This is a genomic window from Mesorhizobium sp. f-mel, from assembly GCF_053850215.1.
This window is the reverse complement of the sequence record NZ_JBSPTO010000018.1, coordinates 1-17854: the sequence shown is the minus strand read 5'-3', so window position 1 is coordinate 17854 and position 17854 is coordinate 1. Positions and strand designations below refer to the sequence as shown.

The following is a 17854-nucleotide window of genomic DNA, read 5'->3' as shown; positions in this document are numbered from 1 at the left end:
CATATCACGCCCGGCGCGACGTTTCGATCACGACCGCTTCATCCGACTGCGCGCCTCGCCGTCGCGCCAGCTACCCTCAGCCCACATATGGTCGAAGGCCGTCCGGTAGTCGGGAAAGCGGAAGCGATAGCCGGCCGCCTTGATCGCTGTGTTGGCGACACGCTTGTTCTCGCCATAGAAGGACCGCGCCATGGGCGAAAGTTGGGCGCTCTCGAACGAAATCTCGGGCGGCGGTGTGACGCCCATCAGCCCCGCGGCATAGGCGACGACGTCCTGCGGCGGCGCCGGCAGATCGTCGGTGACGTTGAAGATGCCGCCGCGATTGCCTTCGGCGAGATGCCAGAGCGCGCCGGCAATATCATCGCAATGGATGCGGTTGAACACCTGCCCCGGCTTGACCAGCCGCCGCGCGGTGCCGTTTTCCAGATTGACCAGGGCATTGCGGCCCGGCCCGTAAATGCCGGAAAGCCGCAGGATCGCCACCGGCCGGCCGATGTCCTGACCCAGTTTCAGCCAGTCCCGCTCGGCGGCGACACGCAGCATCGAGCGCTTCGACAGCGGCCGGCACTCGGCGGTCTCGTCCACCCAGCCGCCGCCATGGTCGCCGTAGACGCCGACGGTGGAGAGATAGGCGATCCATTCGAGCGCCGGCATCTCTGTCGCGATTGTCCCGCGCGCCGCATTCAGCACCGGGTCGCCGGCCTCTTCCGGCGCCACCGAGACGACGAGATGGGTTGTTTTCTTCAGCGCGTCGCCGATTTCGGGTGTCAGCGCGCCATCGAAAAGCAGCGGCTGGATTCCGGCTTGCCGCAGCGCTTCGAATTTCTCCGCTGCGCGTGTCGTCCCAAGGATTGTGCCGGCATCCCTGTTGGCGCGGGCAAATGCCTTGCCCGAATAGCCGGCGCCGAAAATGAAGATCTGCTTCTCGCTCATGCATGCGCCTCGATTTGATTTGCCAGCGCCAAGCGCCATTCGCGTTGCACGGCCTCGTCGCTTTCTGCTTTCATTGCAGCGGTGGCACGTTTGGCAAATTCGGTCTCGGGCACAAGCCGTGACAGCGCCCATACCGCCGCCCCGCGCACCAGGGGCGAGGCATCGCCGAGCAGTGCACGCACCGCGTTGCCGAGCGAGGAATCGCCTGAATTGCCGGCAGCGATCAGCACATTGCGGACAAAGCGGTCGCGACCGATGCGCTTGATTGGCGAACCGACAAAGAGTGCACGGAAGGCAGCGTCGTCGAGCGTCAAGAGATCGGCGAGCGGCGGCTCGCGCAAATCCGCGCGGGCGACGAGCTTCGCTTCCGAGGCAACCTGGGCAAACTTGTTCCACGGGCAGGCGGCCAGGCAGTCGTCGCAGCCATAGATGCGGTTGCCGATTTTTTCCCGGAACTCATGCGGGATCGGTCCCTTGTTCTCGATGGTGAGGTAGGAGATGCAGCGTCGCGCATCGAGCCGGTAGGGCGCCGGAAAGGCGTCGGTCGGGCAAACGTCGAGACAGGCGCGGCACGAGCCGCAATGATCGTCCTCGGGCGTATCGGGCGCAAGCTCGGCCGTCGTGAAGATGGTGCCGAGGAACAGCCAGGAGCCATGCGCGCGGCTGACCAGGTTGGTGTGCTTGCCTTGCCAGCCAAGGCCGGCGGCTTCAGCCAGCGGCTTTTCCATCACCGGGGCGGTATCGACGAACACCTTTACGTCGCTCCCCGAGCGCGCCACGATCTTGGCGGCGATCTCTTTCAGCCGGCCTTTCATCACGTCGTGATAATCGCGGTTCTGCGCATAGACGGAGATCGCACCACAACCGGGCTTCTCCAGCATCGCGCGCGGATCATGGTCCGGGCCGTAGTTCATGGCCAGCACGATGATCGAGCGAACCTCAGGCCAAAGTGCTGTCGGCTCGCCGCGGCGCTCGAGCGTCTCAGCGATCCAGCCCATTGAGCCTTGAAAGCCGTCGGCGACGAACTCGGCCAGCCGTGCCGGCGCCAGCGGGATGGCATTTGGCGTGGTGACGGCAACAGCATCGAAACCGGCGCGCCGTGCCTCGCGGTCGATCAGCGCGCGCAGGTTTTGCGCTCTAGAAATCGAGGTCCGCATAATGTGACACCGGCGACAGGCCGCGCACCCGGTCGGACAAAAGCGGCCGGAACGATGGCCGTGATTTCACCCGTGCGTACCATTCGCGCGCGGCAGCGTGTTCGCGCCAGTCGATCTCGCCGAGATAGTCGAGCACGGACAGCGCAGCCGCAGCCGCGAGGTCGGCATAGGTGACCTTGTTGCCGGCCAGCCAATGGCGGGTGCCGGCCAGCCAGTTGGTGTATTTCATGTGCTGGCGGATATTGGCGCGCGCGGCGCGGATCGCCGCCGAATCGGGCGAACCGCCGCCCACCGTTTCCGGCATGACCGGCTTCAGCACGCGCTCGCGCACCAGATGCCGGGTAACCTCGCCCTCGGCCTTGTTGAGATACCAGTCGGTCAGCCGGCGGATTTCGGCGCGCTCCATCGGGTCTTCGGCGAACAGCCGCTTGTCGCGCTTCAAGACGCCGCGCGTCTCGTCGAGATATTCCGCGATGACGACCGCGCCGACAATCGGCACGTCGCCCTCGGCAAGCAGGATCGGCAGCGTGCCGGCCGGGTTCAGCGCCAGGAATTCCTTGCGCCGCATCCACGGCTTTTCCTCGATCAGCGCCAGCTCCTCGCCATACTCGCCGAAAGCGAGGCGAACGAAGCGGCAGGTGGCGAACATCGGGTGGTGGAAAAGCGTCAGCATGGTCCCGCGATAATAGAGCGCACTGGCAAATCGCCGGCTGCGCCGGTAAGTCTTGGCCGCCCCGATTCAGGTGGCCGTCAGGGTGCTGCGACCTATAGGAGGAGTTCCGCGCCATGACAAGCAAGCCGTTCTTCAAAGCCCTCACTCGAACGCCGAGGTTTCCATGGAAAGCCAGACCATCGTCGAAGCGTTGCTGCTCGGCATGATCGAGGGCATGACCGAGTTCATTCCGGTCTCGTCGACTGGCCATATCCTGCTTGCCGGCCATTTTCTCGGCTTCCATTCGACCGGCAAGGCCTTCGAGATTCTGATCCAGCTCGGCGCCATACTGGCTATCCTCAGCGTCTATTTCCATCGTCTGTGGCAGATGCTGGTCGATCTGCCGCGTGATCGGGTGACGCGGCATTTCGTCCTCGGCATCCTCGTCGCCTTCCTGCCGGCCGCCGTCATCGGCGCGCTGGCGCATGGCTTCATCAAGACGGTGCTGTTTGAATCGCCGAGGCTGATCTGCATCATGCTGATCATCGGCGGCGTGGTCCTGCTGTGGGTGGATCGCTTCAAGCCGAAGCCGCTCTACCATGACGTCGAGCGGTTTCCGCTCAGGCTCTATCTGCAGATCGGACTGTTCCAGTGCCTTTCGCTGATCCCCGGCACGTCGCGCTCCGGCTCGACGATCGTCGGCGCGCTGCTTCTGGGCGTCGACAAACGCGCGGCTGCAGAATTCTCCTTCTTCCTCGCCATGCCGACGATGGTCGGCGCCTTCGCCTTCGACCTCTTCAAGAACCGCAACGTGCTGACCAGCGCAGATCTGCCGGTCATCACCGCCGGTTTCATCGCCGCCTTCGTCGCGGCGCTTATCGTCGTGCGCTTCCTGCTCAACTACGTCTCGCGCCACGGCTATTCGCTGTTCGGCTGGTGGCGGCTGGTCATCGGCACCGTCGGGCTGGCGGCGCTGTTCGTCTGGGGGTAAGGCGGCACAGTTAATTTGGAACGGTCGCCCTAGGTCGGACCAATCACTCTGAACGACCGAGCTCAACCCTTCCTGGACGTTTACCCCACCACAATTCCGGAGGGAACTTCGCATCTGAGCAGACACCGGTGGTGTGGCATGGTACCGTTGCTAACAGGCGATATCTTGCAGGTGCGCAATGTCAGGGCACGAGCATTGGCAACTCGATGGCAGCGCGCCCGAGCTTTACCAGCGCTACCTGGTACCGGCGATCACTTCGATATGGGCAGCCGATCTTATCGATCGCGTGCAGCCAAAGCACGGAGAAGCCGTACTCGACGTTGCTTGCGGAACTGGCGTGGTGACGCGCCTGGCTGCCGAACGGGTCACGACGGGACGTGTCGTCGGGCTTGATTTGAATGAGGGTACGCTCACCGTCGCGCGGTCCGTGCCGCACACAGGTGTGCCAATTGAATGGCTGCAAGGCAGTGCCCTCGCACTCCCGGTTAATGACGGCGCGATCGACCTCGTTCTTTGCCAACTCGGTCTCCAGTTCTTCCCGGATCGAGCCTGCGCTGTCCGCGAGATGAAGCGGGTGCTGGTATCTTCGGGCAGGGTTGCGCTCAGCGTCTATAGCGCCATCGAACGCACACCCGGCGCAGAGGCCTTTGCAAGTGCTCTCGATGAGTGGCTAGGACCGGACGCGTCGAAGATCAAACGTGCCGAGCATATTTTTGCTGACGCGAATGAGGTCGGCGATCTGTTGAGGAAAGAGGGGCTGGATGACGTCGAACTCTACACCGTCACGAAAAGGATTAGCTTTCCATCTGTTCTCGACTATGTACGTTTTCAGCTGATCGCTACACCCATGGCTGGCCTCTTGGCCGATTACCAGGCGTCCGAGCGCGACAGCGTGATAGAGGCGGTCGCCTCCGCCACTCGGTTGCGCCTTGATCCGAGCATGATGGTCGATGGGCGCTTCTCGTTCCCACAGGAGGCGCATATCGCGATCGCAAGCAAACTCTGACGTAGATTTAGCTGCAGTTTCGGCTATTGGCACTGCTTGCCCGTTCCCGATGGACGAGACGATGATAACATCCACCTATCTCGGCCATTTGCGGCAGGGCATGGTCTAGTTTCGCCCGTAGAAAACATTCTTGACATGCACCGGCCAGCGCCACGGCAGCACCGCGACCATGTCGAAACGCACCGACAATCGTCCATAGTCGGACTGTCGCGACAGCCAGAGATCGGCGGCGCTTTCGATGCGACGCTCCGATTCGTGGCGAACAGCCTCCATGGCTTCCATCAGTGTGCGGCGCGTCTTCACCTCGACGATCAGCACCAGGTCGCCGCGGCGCGCGATCAGGTCGATCTCGCCGAACCGCGTGCGGTGGCGGCGCGCCAGGATCCGGTAGCCCTTCACCATCAATGCCGCAGCCGCCAGCCACTCGCTGTGGTGGCCGCGCCGATAGGCCCGTTGGCGGCTGGCGACCGGGCGTTCAGCCATCGCCGTCTTTCCCGGTGTCCAGGTTCATTCCAGTATCCTTGAGTTCGAGCAGCCGCCGATAAAGCGCCTGCTTCTGGCCGCCGGTCATCTTGGCGGCTTCCGCAGCCGCCTTGGAGGCCGGCATCTCGGCGGCAAGCGAAAGCAGCAGCCGGTCGATGTCGGCTGGTTCGTCGGCCGTTGCTTCCGACGGGCCGACGCAGATGACGATCTCACCCTTCGGCGTGTCGGCCGCCTCATAGTGATCGGCGAGCGACTCTAAGGTGCCGGTCCGCATCTCCTCGAAGGTCTTGGTCAGCTCGCGGCCGATCGCGGCCTTGCGGGCGCCGCCCAGCGCCTCGACCATGGCACTGAGCGTCTCGGCCAGCCGACGCGGCGATTCAAAGAAGATCAGCGTCGCCGGCACCATTTTGAGCGCTTCCAGCCGCGCCAGCCGCTGCGCGGTCTTTACTGGCAGGAAGCCGGCAAACAGAAAGGCATCCGAAGGCAGGCCGGACGCCGTCAGTGCCGCTAGGGCCGCTGAGGGGCCGGGGATCGGCACGACGCGAATGCCCTGGTCGAGCGCTTCGCCGACCAGCCGATAACCGGGATCGGAGATCAGCGGCGTGCCGGCGTCCGAGATCAGCGCCACGCTCTGCCCGGCCAGCAAGGCTGCGATCAGTTTTGGGCCGGCCTCGCCGGCATTGTGCTCGTGATAGGCTGACGTGCGGCGGCGGATGCCGTAGCGGTCGAGCAGCACACGGCTGACCCGCGTGTCCTCGCAGGCGACGATATCGGCGGCGGCGAGCGTCTCAAGGGCGCGTAATGTGATGTCGGCGAGGTTGCCGATCGGCGTCGCCACCAGGTAGAGCGCCGGCTCGAGCGGCCGGACAGGTATCTCGGTCTGGCCGATCACGTAGCTGCGTTTTGCCAACTCGCCGATCACCGGTGTTCCCCGTCAGGCTCTGACCTTGAATGCATTCGGCCCTGTTTGGCACGGCTCACGCCCGGTTGCAAAACCCATGCCGAAGTGAAGCGGCTGTCATGTCTTTGCCACAGTACGGAACGAAACCGTGCCCGGCGGATTAATGCCTGATCTCGGGAGGAGCAGGATGGACAGCCTCAAGATACAGGACGTTTTCGAACCTTACTATGAAGGGCGCAAGCGCTTTGCCGCGCGAAAGGACAAGAGCCTGCCTACCAAAGTCGGCGCCGGCTTGGCTAAAAGGCCCCGAAAGCGCCGTCCGTCAAAGGCAACCAAGCTGAAAATCGAGCCCTCGACCGGCACCGGCAGCACGATGGAGCACTGACCAGACGATGCCCAATCGCTTCGACATTTTCGTCACCCGCCTTGAAACGAAAAGCTCCCGCAATGGAGCGCCCCCACACCCGATGAGCGATCAACACCGCGCCCGCCGCGACAAGGGCGACGCCAAGCCGGCTCGCTCCGGTGAGGCGGACGCCGAGAAAGACCACGCCAAGCGCCGCCACAAGCATGACGCCTGACTACAACCTTCGCGATTGGCCGAGACACTTTTCTCTAAAGCGTGGGGGGAAACGCTCGGCCACATTATTCAACCCAGATACTTCGCGACGCGCGCTTCCAGCAGACGCACCAGACCTGGGTCCATGAACTCATAGTCGTCCGGAATGTCGAGGCAGATCACGCGAGCCTTCTTCAGGCTGGCCTTGAATTTCTTCTGCAGTTTGGCGCGGTGCGCCTTTTCCATCACGAAGATGATGTCGGCCCAAGAAACGAGGTCGTGCGTCAACGGGTTGTCGGCATCGTGGTTGGTGCCGCCAGATGCGACCTCGATATCCCTTCGGCCAGAAAACACCTGCTCCGCGGTCGGGCTTCGCAAGCGATTCTGGCTGCAGACGAAGAGGACGTTCTTCACCAGCTTCGATCTCTGGTTTGGCTATTCCCCTGGCCGGGAAACCAAATCGCGCTCCGCCGAAGGCGATTATTCATCCCACATCTCGCGTATCTTTTTTGGTAAAGGGATGTACTGATCAAGCGTAAGTCCAAATAGATCGAATTCTATCGAATCGTCCTTGGCGATCGCTCTAAGGTTTATCCCCACATAAGTCATAAAATTGCGCACTACGTCGAACTCGCTTAGGCCTGACATCCTAATTTTCTGGATTTCTGGTTTTTTATGAATATCGCCTCTGCTTCATAAAAGTCTTCATCCTCTTGAGATCTCGATATCTCAGTTAATCCAAACTCGAAAACATCATCCGTGTTCAGTGTTCGCAGAGTCTCGTGGATCAGGAACTTCATGGCAGGCCCATATTAGAAACGGCGTGACGACCTTCAAAGTAAGCCGAACACCTTGCATTCTTGCTCAATCCGATAAATTGCAATCACAGTCCAATCACTTGGCACTCTGCGCTTACCGCGCCAGATCCGCCACCACCGCGTCGAGCACGATCATGCCGGCCGGCGTGGCGCGCAGGCGGGCATTGCCGATCGGCGCCACCAGCCCCTCACCCTGCAGCACCGACAGCCGCGCCGTCGACAAGCCGCGCCCGGAAAACGCCTCGTAGCGCGAGAGATCGATGCCCTCGGTCAGCCTCAGCCCCATCAGCAGGAACTCGTCGGCCTCTTCAGAGCGCGTCAGGGTCTCGCCGCCGGTGACGCCATGGCCCTTGGCCTCGACCAGATTGGCCCAGGTTTCCGGCATTCTTTCGGCGATCGTCACCACGCGGCGACCGTTTTCGATGAAGCGGCCATGGGCGCCGGGACCGACGCCGACATATTCGCCATAGCGCCAGTAGGTGAGATTGTGCCGGCTTTCGGCACCTGATCTGGCGTGGTTGGAAATCTCGTAGGCCGGCAGCCCATGTGCGGCGGTGATCTTCTGCGTCAGCGCATAGAGATCGGCGGCATGGTCATTGTCGGGAATAGCGAATTTCCTGGCCGCATGCAGCGCGTGGAACGGCGTGCCTTCCTCGATGGTCAGCTGGTAGAGCGACAGATGGTCGGCGGCGTGGCCGATAGCCTGTTCGAGCTCCGCCTGCCACGCCTCAGGTGTCTGGCCGGGCCGTGCGTAGATCAGGTCGAACGACAGCCGCGGAAAAATCTCACGCGCCAGGCCGATCGCATGCAGCGCTTCATCGACATTGTGCAGCCGGCCGAGGAAGCGCAGATCCTTGTCGTTCAGCGCCTGCACGCCGAGCGATACGCGGTTGACACCCGCCGCCCGGTAGCCGCGAAAGCGCTCGGCCTCGACCGAGGAGGGGTTGGCTTCCAGCGTCACCTCGATGCCGGCGGGCACCGTCCAGTTCTTCGCGACCGCGTCCAGCACCGTCGCGACGGTTTCCGGCTTCATCAGCGATGGCGTGCCGCCGCCGAGAAAAATGCTGGTCACCTCGCGCGGTCCGGTGCGGTGGCGCATCGTCGCAAGCTCGGTCTCGAAGGCGCGCGCAAAACGCTCCTCGTCGACCGGCTGGTGGCGGACATGGCTGTTGAAGTCGCAATAGGGGCATTTGGCCGCGCAGAACGGCCAGTGGATGTAGACGCCGAAGCCGGGGCTGCGGTCGAGCAGCATGGTCATTTCACGCCCGATCGTGCCAAATCCAGTCTGGCGTGCGCGAATTTCTGAAAGGCGCGGGCGCGGTGCGACAATGCCGTCGGCTGGCCGGGCTTCCAGCCATGTTTTTCCTCTGTGGTCATCTCGCCGAAGGTCTTTTCGAAACCGTCCGGCACGAACACCGGGTCGTAGCCGAAGCCGAGTTCGCCGCGCGGCGGCCATACCAGCGTGCCCTCGACCTCGCCTCGGAAATATTCGGCCGCGCCGTCGGGAAAGGCCAGGCAGATGACGGCGACGAAGCGACCCTTGCGCTGCGCAGGCGCGGCCGCGCCGACTTCCTGCAACGCCACTTCCGCCCGCTGCATCGCCATGCCGAAATCGCGGGACCCGTCCGGCGCCTCGGCCCAATTGGCGGTATAGACGCCGGGCGCTCCGCCTAGCGCATCGACACACAGGCCAGAATCGTCCGACAATGCCGGCAGGCCTGTCGCCTTGGCGGCGGCAAAAGCCTTGAGATAGGCGTTCTCCTCGAAGGTGGTGCCGGTCTCCTCCGGCTCCGGCAGGCCGTATTCCTTGGCCGACTTCGCTTCTATGCCGAATGGCGCCATCAGATCGGCGAACTCGCGCAGTTTGCCGGCATTGTGGCTGGCTACGACAATTCTGTGCCCATCAAGCGAATGCATCAGAGGCCCCAGATTCTTGGCTCGGCGAATTCGATCGAATTGCCGGAAGGGTCGCGAATGTAGATCGAGCGGCCGCCTTGCGGCCATTCGAACTCGCTTTCGATGGCAATCTTCTTCGCTTCCAGATGCGCTCTCCAGCGCACGATCTCGTCCGCGCTTGCTGCAAAGCAGAGATGGCCGTCGCCGACAGCGCCGTGCGGCGGCACTTTCAGCCTGGCATCGGGCGCCGGCGGCACCTTGGTCGCCTCGGCGTTGAAGACGAGCAGCACGCCGTCGCCGCAACGGAAGAAAAGATGCCTGCCGTCGACCTTGCCCAGCAGATCGAGCCCAAGCACGCCGGAATAGAATTCTTCCGCGGCATTGAGGTCGGTCACGTAGAGGGCTGATTCGAGGATGGCGGAAGGGGTCATGACAGGGTTAAGCTACAGCCATCTGTTGCAGGCTGACCAGTCGCTGGATGCCTTTCTTGGCCATTTCCATTAGCGCCGTGAACTGCTCTTCTGAGAAAGGCTCGCCCTCGGCCGTGCCCTGGATCTCGACGATGCCGCCCTTGCCGGTCATGACGAAGTTGGCGTCGGTGCCGGCCGAGGAATCCTCGAGATAGTCGAGATCGATGACCGGCTGGCCGTCATGGATGCCGCATGAGATAGCCGCGACATGATCCTTCAGCACCTTGGCGACGCTGGCCATCTGCCGGGCTTCCATCCAGCGCAGGCAATCGTAAAGCGCCACCCAACCGCCGGTGATCGAGGCTGTGCGCGTGCCGCCATCGGCCTGAATCACGTCGCAGTCGACGGTGATCTGCTGCTCGCCGAGCGCCTGCAGATCGACCACGGCGCGCAGCGAACGCCCGATCAGCCGCTGGATTTCCAGCGTGCGGCCGCCTTGCTTGCCGGCCGAAGCTTCGCGGCGCATGCGCTCGCCGGTCGAGCGCGGCAGCATGCCGTATTCCGCCGTCACCCAGCCCTTGCCGGAATTGCGCATCCAGCCCGGCACCTTTTCCTCGAGGCTGGCCGTGCACAGCACATGCGTGTCGCCGAACTTCACCAGGCACGAACCTTCCGCGTGCTTGGAGACGCCGCGTTCGAAGGAGATGGCGCGCATTTCGTCGAATTGGCGTTTGGAAGGGCGCATTCAGGCTTTTATCCTATTTTTCGGAATCGTGGCCGGCTTGTAGCCGCACGCGACGAGAGGCGCAAAGGAAAATGGACCAGTTGCGCCGGCGTGGCCGAAGTCTATATCTTTGGGCCGGAGGTGTTTGGCTCGAAATGACCAAGGCAGTCGATCCCAATTCCCAGTCGGCGGCAGTGCTCCAGTCCCCTGCGCTTCAATCGCCCGCACTCCAGTCGCCCGCACTCCAGTCGCTCGACATGCGCTCGCGCGACATCTTTCGGCGCATTGTCGATTCCTATCTGAAGGACGGCGAGCCGGTCGGCTCACGTAGCCTGTCGCGTATCCTGCCGTCTTCGCTGTCGCCCGCCACCATCCGCAACGTGATGAGTGATCTCGAGCATCTCGGTCTGATCTATGCGCCGCATATATCGGCCGGCCGGCTGCCGACCCAAGCCGGGCTGCGCTTCTTCGTCGATGCTTTCATGGAGCTTGGCGATCTCTCCGACGAGGAGCGCCGCACCATCGAGGCGCAGGTGCGCGCCTCCGGCTCTGGCGCGACGCTGGAGCACATGCTCACCGAGGCCAGCCAGATGCTGTCCGGCATGTCGCGCGGCGCCGGCCTCGTGCTTGCCGCCAAGAACGAGGTGGCGCTCAAGCACATCGAATTCATCCAACTCGAGCCGACCAAGGCGCTGGCCGTGCTGGTGTCGCAGAACGGCGACGTCGAAAATCGCGTCGTCGACCTGCCGGCCGGCATCACCGTCTCGCAATTGCATGAAGCCTCGAACTTCCTCAATGCCCACATCCGTGGCCGCACGCTGGCCGAGGCGCGGATCGAGATCGCCCGCATCAAGGAAGAGACCAAGGCTGCCCTCGACACGCTGTCGCAGGATCTGGTGGAGAAGGGCCTTGCGGTCTGGGCGGGCGCCGAGAGCGGCCTGCCGGCGCGTCTCATCGTGCGCGGCCGCGCCAACCTGCTGGAAAATGTCACCGCGCAGGCCGACATCGAGCTGCTGCGGCATTTGTTCGAGGATCTGGAGACGCAGAACGGGCTGATCCAGCTTCTCGACCTCGCCGAGGAAGGCTCCGGCGTGCGCATCTTCATCGGCTCGGAAAACAAGCTGTTTTCGCTGTCGGGCTCGTCGCTGGTCGTGGCGCCCTATCGCGACAAGGACGCCCGCGTCATCGGCGCGCTCGGCGTCATCGGCCCGACGCGGCTGAACTACGCACGCATCGTGCCGATGGTCGACTATACCGCGCAGCTTATTTCGCGCATGCTGCGGTAATACACGTCGCCCAAAACCAAAGCGCGTCGCACGAATCCCTTCAAACGCGACACGCTTTCGGGGACCTCAAGGAGAAAAAAATGGCGCTGGAATCATTCAAAGCCCAGATCAGCCTATTGCTCGAGCAGATGATCAACCAGCCCGAGGATCAGCATGAAGTGCAGGAACAACTGCGCGAAAAGCTGAGGGAGATGCGCGCCATGGGCCTGCCGCTGCCGGCCGATCTCGTCGCGCTGGAAAAGCGCCTCGACGACGATTTCTACGCAGCCGGAAACTGAGCCCGAAAAACCATACGGTCGATTTGCCGGCGCGTCACTTACGGCAAAGCCCGTCTTGATCGGCGCGTTCGCCTGGCCGGGCGGCGCTGGTGCAATCGAAACCGTCCCTCAGGGAGTACACGCCTGCCCACCTTTGTGCGACAAGGCCCCAGTCTTAAACGGCTCAGTCTAAAAGGTCGATCCCGTTTTTTGGGGTCATGCGCTAAGGCCGAAACCATGACCCTCACCGGATTCCTCGCTTATAGCGCGGCCCTCGGCATCGCCGCTGCCATCCCCGGCCCGGGGCTCACCGCGCTTATTGCGCGTGCGCTTGGCTCCGGCTTTCGCTCGGCGCTCGCCATGTCCTTCGGGCTGATGCTCGGCGATCTCACCTACCTCACCGCCGTGGTGCTCGGCCTCGCGCTCGTCGCGCAGACCTTCGGCATGGCCTTCCTGGCGATCAAATGGCTGGGCGTCGCCTATCTCGCTTTCCTGGGCTGGCGCTTTTGGACGAGCGGCATCGCGCCCGAAACGGTGGCGGCGAAGAAAGGCAGGGGCGGGCTGGTGTCGAGCTTTATTGCCGGCCTCGCCGTCACGCTCGGCAATCCGAAGACGATGATCTTCTATCTCGCCATCACGCCGACCATCGTCGATCTGAAGACCATTACGCTCGCCGACTACGGCATCCTCGTCGCGCTGACGCTCGTCGTGTTGCTGGTGGTGCTGGTGCCCTATCTGGCGCTGGCGGCCAAGGCGCGCGGGCTTCTGAAGTCGCCGCGCGCGCTGAGGGCGTTGAACCGCACCGCCGCCGCCTTCATGGTCGGGGCGGCGGCTGCGATCGCCGCCCGGCAATAGGCCAGTTTTGGCCACGCCTGAATGCTTTTCCCGGGCGAGGGTGTTTTCAGAATGCGTTCCAGTCGGATATTTTCAAACGGCAGACTATCTTGCGCGGCCGAAGGCTTTATCCTGCCTTGTCGAGACTTATGCCCATCTGACTCTTGCCCGCCTAACTCTTGGGAGCGAAACCAATGAACAAGCCCGCCACCACCGAGCACGCGCCGGGCCGCGGCCGCATCTACAATTCGATCACCGAGACGATCGGCGACACGCCGCTGGTACGGCTCGACAAATTCGCCAATGAAAAGGGCGTCGTTGCCAATCTGCTGGCCAAGCTCGAATTCTTCAACCCGATCGCCTCGGTCAAGGACCGCATCGGCGTCTCGATGATCGAGGCGCTGGAGGCATCGGGCAGGATTGCACCCGGCAGGACGACGCTGATCGAGCCGACCTCGGGCAACACCGGCATCGCGCTCGCCTTTGCCGCTGCCGCCAAGGGCTACAAACTGATCCTGACGATGCCGGAAACCATGTCGGTCGAGCGCCGCAAGATGCTGGCGCTGCTCGGCGCCGAACTGGTGCTGACCGAAGGGCCGAAAGGCATGAAGGGCGCCATCGCCAAGGCCGACGAGCTGGCCGCGACGCTGCCCGACGCCATTATTCCGCAGCAGTTCGAAAATCCGGCCAACCCGGAGATCCACCGCCGCACCACGGCCGAGGAAATCTGGAACGACACCCATGGCGAGGTCGACATCTTCGTGGCCGGCATCGGCACCGGTGGCACCATCACCGGCGTCGGCCAGGTGCTGAAGCAGCGCAAGCCCTCCGTGCATGTCGTCGCCGTCGAGCCGGAAGCCTCGCCGGTGCTGTCGGGCGGCCAGCCCGGTCCGCACAAGATCCAGGGCATCGGCGCCGGCTTCGCGCCGAAGATACTCGACACGACGATTTATGACGAGATCGTCAAAGTCTCCAACGAGGATTCGGTCGCCAATGCGCGGCTCGTCGCGCGCCTCGAAGGCGTGCCGGTCGGCATCTCGTCGGGCGCTGCCCTGCAGGCGGCGATCGTCGTCGGCTCGCGGCCGGAGAACAATGGCAAGAACCTCGTGGTGGTCGTCCCGTCCTTCGCCGAGCGCTACCTGTCGACGATCCTGTTCGAAGGGCTGGGGGCTTAGGTCCCTCGACGAAGGTAGGTTGGGCCTCAGCTAATCTCGAAAGTTGCGCTAGTCCACCTAAGGAGCGACAGGCTCCAGCCGTGCGCCGAGGACCCAGATGGCAGCGCTGGACCGCTGAAAAAACACCTGTGGCGGCCGTTGCTCGCTTGAGTGGAGCGGCGCTTCCGGTTCAGATCGTCGCCGGCCTTGCACCGGCTGGCGGAGGATTTCATGTACAAGCTCTATACCCGTGCCAATACCGGCGGCGTTGTCGTCGAGGCGGCGCTGATACTGGCGGGTGCGCCTTTCGACCAGATCGATGTTCCGAAGTCGAACCCGCCCGACCAGGCCTTCCTCGACATCAGCCCCTTGAACCAGGTGCCAGTCCTGATCTTGCCGGACGGAAGTTCGATGACCGAATCGGCGGCGATCTGCATCCTGCTTGCCGAGCGCCACCCGGAAGCGAACTTGGCGCCGGCAGCGAACTCGCCTGACCGCGCCGACTTCCTGCGCTGGATGACGTTCATGTCGTCGGTCATCTATCAGGCTGACCTGCGGTTCTTCTATGCTCATCGCTACACAGCCGATCCCGGCGGCGTTGACGCGGTCAAGCAGGCGGCGATCTCGGAATTGGATCGCGGCTTGGCCATTCTCGATGCTGCCTTCGAAGGCCGCGACTGGCTGGTCGGCGACCAGCTCTCGCTGGCCGACATCTATCTCGTCATGCTGGTGGCCTGGCATCCCGAGGTCGGAAAAGTCCGCACCGCCTGGCCGAACATCGAACGCCTGTGGGCCAAATGCGGGAGCATCAGGTGATGAGGAAGCTGAACGCCTCCCACGCCATGTGGCCGGCCTGAACCGATCGCCTTGTCTCAGTCTGCTTCCGCGCGGCCGAACCCCGCCCGTCGTTCCTGCAGGAACCGGCGCACAGCCGGGTCGCGTTCGAGGCCGATCGCCCGGTCATAGGCTGCGGCCGCTTCCCGGGTTTTGCCGATCCTGGCCAGAAGGCCCGCGCGCGCGGCCCAATAAGGCTGATAATCATGCAGCCGTTTGTCGTCGCCAAGCTGATCAAGTGCACTCAATCCCGCCGCGGCGCCGTCGGCCTCGGCAATGGCCACCGCGCGGTTGATCGAAATCACCGGCGAGCCGGCAACCATCGACAGCGCGTCGTAGAGATGTTTGATCGCAATCCAGTCGGTCCGGCCGGTCAGCCGCCGGGTCGTATGGGCGGATTGCACGGCCGCCTCGAGCTGGTAGCGACCGACAACGCCCTTGGCCGCGGCGCGCCTGAGCAGCGTCTCCGCTTCGTCGATCAAGGCGCCGTCCCACAGCGCAAGCTCCTGCTCGGCCAATGGCACATAGTCTCCGGCGGCGTTGCGCCGCGCCGCACGCCGCGCCTCGGCAAACAGCATCAGCGCCAGGAGGCCGAGCGCTTCCGGCTCATCCGGCATCAACGACGCCACCAGCCGGCCGAGCCAGATGCCTTCGGTCGCGAGATTGCGCCGCCGGGTTTCGGTGCCGGCCGGGTCGGACCAGCCTTCGGCGAACGCGGCGTAGATCGCTTCCAGCACCGCATCCAGCCGCTCGCCGAGCTCGGCCCGCTCCGGCACACGGAACGGAATGCCGGTCTCGCGGATGCGGTTTTTGGCGCGCACCAGGCGCTGGCCCATCGTTGCCGGCGACACCAGGAAGGCAGAGGCGATCGTCGCGGCGTCGAAGCCCAGAATGGCTTGCAGAATCAGCGGCGCGCGCACGCCGGCCTCGATCGCCGGATGGGCGCAGGCAAACATCAGCCGCAGCCGTTCGTCGGGCAGGTCTTCATCGGCCATGCGGGCCTCGATCTCCTCGGCGATCAACCTGAGATGGTCGCGGCCCGCCTCGCTGGTCAGCCGCCGCCGGATCGCGTCGACGCTACGTCTTCGTGCCACCGCCAGCAGCCAGGCTTCCGGCTTCTCAGGCACGCCGGTTTGCGGCCAGCGTTCGAGCGCCGCCGCAAAGGCGTCGGCCAGCGCGTCCTCGGCGCCGGCCACGTCGCGGATGCGCGCAGCCAGATAGGCGACCAGCTTGCCGTAGCTTTGGCGGGCGGCTGCATCCGCCGCCGCCCGTGCGATCTCCGGACGACTGTCCATTACATGGTCATTTCTCAGATAAGTACTCCGTCAGTTCCCAGATCGGCCGCACCTCCACCGTGCCGGTGCTGGCACCCGGGCAGCGCGCCGCCCAGGCAATCGCCGCGTCGGCGTCCTCCGCCTCGATCATGTAGAAACCGGCAAGCTGTTCCTTGGTATCGGCATAGGGGCCGTCGAGCACGTTGGTCTTGCCATCGGCTATCCGCACCGAGGTGGCGGATTGCGTCGGCTTCAACCGGTCGCCGGCGAGCCAGGCGCCGGATTTCTTCAACGCTTCCGTGTAGCTGACATAGGCGCTCGACATCTGGGTCACCGCATCCGCCGGCGCTGCCGCCATCCCGGCTTCGTTTGCGTAGATCAAAAGCATGTATCGCATGGTCTTCTCCCGTGGTTCGAAGGCCGCGTCATTGCCGGCCCGAGCCAATGTCGCGCGTCCCCGCCCGATTTCGACAGGCGCTGCAAAAATCTTTCGGCCCGGATGGCATCTCGCGCAAGCCTGCATGTCCAGCGGCATCGACCGTTGGTCTAATCGGCGCAATTGCGGGTTGGCATTTCCCGCCCGCTGTCTAAACTCGCCTCGGGTCGTGCGGTGGCAAATATTTCAGGGAGGAAATCAGATGCTCAATTTCAGGACGAAGTTTGTTGCCGCCGGCGCGCTGGCGCTGTCGCTGGGCATTGGCGCGGTTTCGGCCAAGGCGCAGGAATTCATCAACGTGCTGACTGGCGGCACGTCGGGCGTCTACTATCCGCTCGGCGTCGCGCTGTCGGAAATCTACGGCAAGGGCATCGAAGGCGCCCGCACCCAGGTGCAGGCGACGAAAGCTTCGGTCGAGAACCTCAACCTGCTGCAGCAGGGCAAAGGCGAGATCGCCTTCGCACTCGGCGATGCCGTCAAACTGGCCGCCGAGGGCAATACCGAAGCCGGCTATCCGGGCAAGCTCGACAAGCTGCGCGGCATCGCCGCCATCTATCCCAACTACATCCAGATCGTTGCCAGCAAGGAGTCCGGCATCAAGACGCTTGCCGACCTCAAGGGCAAGAGCCTGTCTGTCGGCGCGCCGGCCTCCGGCACCGAGCTCAACGCCCGCGCCATCTTCGCGGCCGCCGGGCTGAAATACGAGGACCTTGGACGGGTCGAGTATCTGCCCTTCGCCGAATCGGTCGAGCTCATCAAGAACCGCCAGCTCGACGCCACGCTGCAATCGGCCGGCCTCGGCGTCGCATCGATCCGCGACCTCGCCACCTCGGTGCCGATCAACGTCGTTGCAGTACCGGCGGAGGACGTCGCCAAGATCGGCTCGCCCTATCTTTCGGTAGCCATTCCCAAGGGCACCTATGAAGGCCAGACCGAGGATGTCGCGACCGCCGCCGTCGGTAATTTCCTCATCACCCATGCCGACGTCTCCGACGAGACCGCCTATCAGATGACCAAGCTGCTGTTCGAAAATCTCGACCAACTCGCCGCCGCCCACGCCGCCGCCAAGGCGATCGACATGGCCAAGGCGCTCGACGGCATGCCGGTGCCGCTGCATCCCGGCGCCGAGCGGTACTACAAGGAAAAGGGGCTGGTGAAGTAGGGCACTCCCTCCCCCTCAAGGGCAGGGCTATCGCATATGAGTGATGGCATTGATGAGATAGTCGTCATTCCAGGCGCATTTCTTGAT

At 63.6% G+C, this 17854-nt stretch carries 20 protein-coding genes and 1 pseudogene; 9 read left to right on the top strand and 12 right to left on the bottom strand.

Going from position 1 to position 17854, the window contains the following annotated elements:
* Nucleotides 1-27 precede the first annotated feature (27 nt).
* From ACWUKX_RS20610 to ACWUKX_RS20600, 3 genes are read right to left on the bottom strand one after another with little or no spacing between them, the layout of a single operon-like run.
* A complete protein-coding gene (locus ACWUKX_RS20610) occupies nucleotides 28-933 on the bottom strand; it encodes an SDR family oxidoreductase (protein WP_456008682.1) in 906 nt (301 codons plus the stop codon).
* On the bottom strand, nucleotides 930-2090 hold the full coding sequence (gene queG / locus ACWUKX_RS20605) for a tRNA epoxyqueuosine(34) reductase QueG (RefSeq protein ID WP_456008681.1): 1161 nt from the start codon (nucleotides 2088-2090) through the stop codon (nucleotides 930-932). Before queG ends, ACWUKX_RS20610 begins: the two co-directional genes overlap by 4 nt.
* Complete coding sequence (locus ACWUKX_RS20600; RefSeq protein ID WP_456008680.1) at nucleotides 2071-2763, bottom strand: glutathione S-transferase family protein; 693 nt, start codon at nucleotides 2761-2763, stop codon at nucleotides 2071-2073. Before ACWUKX_RS20600 ends, queG begins: the two co-directional genes overlap by 20 nt.
* Before the next feature lie 163 nt (nucleotides 2764-2926).
* Here ACWUKX_RS20600 and ACWUKX_RS20595 point away from each other — a divergent pair, with 163 nt between their 5' ends.
* Nucleotides 2927-3733 carry an undecaprenyl-diphosphate phosphatase gene (locus ACWUKX_RS20595; RefSeq protein ID WP_095517671.1) on the top strand — a complete coding sequence of 269 codons (807 nt, stop codon included), beginning with the start codon at nucleotides 2927-2929 and terminating at the stop codon, nucleotides 3731-3733.
* A gap of 178 nt (nucleotides 3734-3911) precedes the next feature.
* Entirely contained in the window at nucleotides 3912-4739 is an 828-nt protein-coding gene (locus ACWUKX_RS20590; RefSeq protein WP_456008678.1) for a class I SAM-dependent methyltransferase, read from the top strand.
* Nucleotides 4740-4844: 105 nt separating this feature from the next.
* On the opposite strand, the gene ACWUKX_RS20585 is transcribed toward ACWUKX_RS20590, so the two are convergent.
* Both ACWUKX_RS20585 and rsmI read right to left on the bottom strand, forming a co-directional pair.
* A complete protein-coding gene (locus tag ACWUKX_RS20585) occupies nucleotides 4845-5222 on the bottom strand; it encodes a YraN family protein (protein WP_456008677.1) in 378 nt (125 codons plus the stop codon).
* Nucleotides 5215-6144: a 16S rRNA (cytidine(1402)-2'-O)-methyltransferase gene (rsmI, locus tag ACWUKX_RS20580; protein ID WP_456008676.1), complete on the bottom strand. Its 930-nt coding sequence runs from the start codon at nucleotides 6142-6144 to the stop codon at nucleotides 5215-5217. Before rsmI ends, ACWUKX_RS20585 begins: the two co-directional genes overlap by 8 nt.
* Before the next feature lie 166 nt (nucleotides 6145-6310).
* On the opposite strand from rsmI, the gene ACWUKX_RS20575 reads away from it, so the two are divergent.
* Nucleotides 6311-6508, top strand: coding sequence for a hypothetical protein (locus ACWUKX_RS20575; RefSeq protein ID WP_456008675.1), 198 nt, complete (start codon nucleotides 6311-6313; stop codon nucleotides 6506-6508).
* 264 nt (nucleotides 6509-6772) lie between these two features.
* Here ACWUKX_RS20575 and ACWUKX_RS20570 read toward each other — a convergent pair whose 3' ends face one another.
* The 5 genes from ACWUKX_RS20570 to rph form a co-directional block, all read right to left on the bottom strand.
* On the bottom strand, nucleotides 6773-7096 hold the full coding sequence (locus ACWUKX_RS20570; protein ID WP_456008674.1) for a low molecular weight protein tyrosine phosphatase family protein: 324 nt from the start codon (nucleotides 7094-7096) through the stop codon (nucleotides 6773-6775).
* 498 nt (nucleotides 7097-7594) lie between these two features.
* A complete protein-coding gene (gene hemW / locus ACWUKX_RS20565) occupies nucleotides 7595-8758 on the bottom strand; it encodes a radical SAM family heme chaperone HemW (RefSeq protein WP_456008673.1) in 1164 nt (387 codons plus the stop codon).
* Entirely contained in the window at nucleotides 8755-9417 is a 663-nt protein-coding gene (rdgB, locus tag ACWUKX_RS20560) for an RdgB/HAM1 family non-canonical purine NTP pyrophosphatase (RefSeq protein ID WP_456008672.1), read from the bottom strand. Before rdgB ends, hemW begins: the two co-directional genes overlap by 4 nt.
* Nucleotides 9417-9827, bottom strand: a complete 411-nt coding sequence (locus tag ACWUKX_RS20555; RefSeq protein WP_287337543.1) for a VOC family protein — start codon at nucleotides 9825-9827, stop codon at nucleotides 9417-9419. The genes rdgB and ACWUKX_RS20555 overlap by 1 nt, the downstream gene beginning before the upstream one ends.
* A gap of 7 nt (nucleotides 9828-9834) precedes the next feature.
* Entirely contained in the window at nucleotides 9835-10551 is a 717-nt protein-coding gene (gene rph, locus ACWUKX_RS20550) for a ribonuclease PH (protein ID WP_456008671.1), read from the bottom strand.
* 134 nt (nucleotides 10552-10685) lie between these two features.
* Here rph and hrcA point away from each other — a divergent pair, with 134 nt between their 5' ends.
* The 5 genes and pseudogenes from hrcA (at nucleotide 10686) to ACWUKX_RS20525 (ending at nucleotide 14918) form a co-directional block, all read left to right on the top strand.
* Nucleotides 10686-11816 (top strand): HrcA family transcriptional regulator, encoded by a 1131-nt coding sequence (gene hrcA / locus ACWUKX_RS20545; protein ID WP_456008670.1) that lies wholly within the window; start codon nucleotides 10686-10688, stop codon nucleotides 11814-11816.
* An 80-nt stretch (nucleotides 11817-11896) separates the two neighbouring features.
* Complete coding sequence (locus ACWUKX_RS20540) at nucleotides 11897-12094, top strand: hypothetical protein (RefSeq protein WP_029347942.1); 198 nt, start codon at nucleotides 11897-11899, stop codon at nucleotides 12092-12094.
* Between the two features lie 216 nt (nucleotides 12095-12310).
* Entirely contained in the window at nucleotides 12311-12928 is a 618-nt protein-coding gene (locus ACWUKX_RS20535) for a LysE family translocator (protein ID WP_455848822.1), read from the top strand.
* Between the two features lie 173 nt (nucleotides 12929-13101).
* Nucleotides 13102-14082: a cysteine synthase A gene (gene cysK, locus ACWUKX_RS20530; RefSeq protein WP_095517658.1), complete on the top strand. Its 981-nt coding sequence runs from the start codon at nucleotides 13102-13104 to the stop codon at nucleotides 14080-14082.
* A 210-nt stretch (nucleotides 14083-14292) separates the two neighbouring features.
* Nucleotides 14293-14918 (top strand): annotated as a pseudogene (locus ACWUKX_RS20525) (glutathione S-transferase family protein).
* Nucleotides 14919-14933: 15 nt separating this feature from the next.
* Here ACWUKX_RS20525 and ACWUKX_RS20520 read toward each other — a convergent pair.
* Both ACWUKX_RS20520 and ACWUKX_RS20515 read right to left on the bottom strand, forming a co-directional pair.
* Nucleotides 14934-16190: an RNA polymerase sigma factor gene (locus ACWUKX_RS20520; protein WP_456008669.1), complete on the bottom strand. Its 1257-nt coding sequence runs from the start codon at nucleotides 16188-16190 to the stop codon at nucleotides 14934-14936.
* Nucleotides 16191-16197: 7 nt separating this feature from the next.
* Nucleotides 16198-16566 carry a YciI family protein gene (locus ACWUKX_RS20515; RefSeq protein ID WP_456008668.1) on the bottom strand — a complete coding sequence of 123 codons (369 nt, stop codon included), beginning with the start codon at nucleotides 16564-16566 and terminating at the stop codon, nucleotides 16198-16200.
* A gap of 241 nt (nucleotides 16567-16807) precedes the next feature.
* Between ACWUKX_RS20515 and ACWUKX_RS20510 the strand changes: the two genes are divergently transcribed.
* Complete coding sequence (locus ACWUKX_RS20510; protein WP_127313976.1) at nucleotides 16808-17767, top strand: TAXI family TRAP transporter solute-binding subunit; 960 nt, start codon at nucleotides 16808-16810, stop codon at nucleotides 17765-17767.
* The last annotated feature ends 87 nt before the right edge of the window (nucleotides 17768-17854 follow it).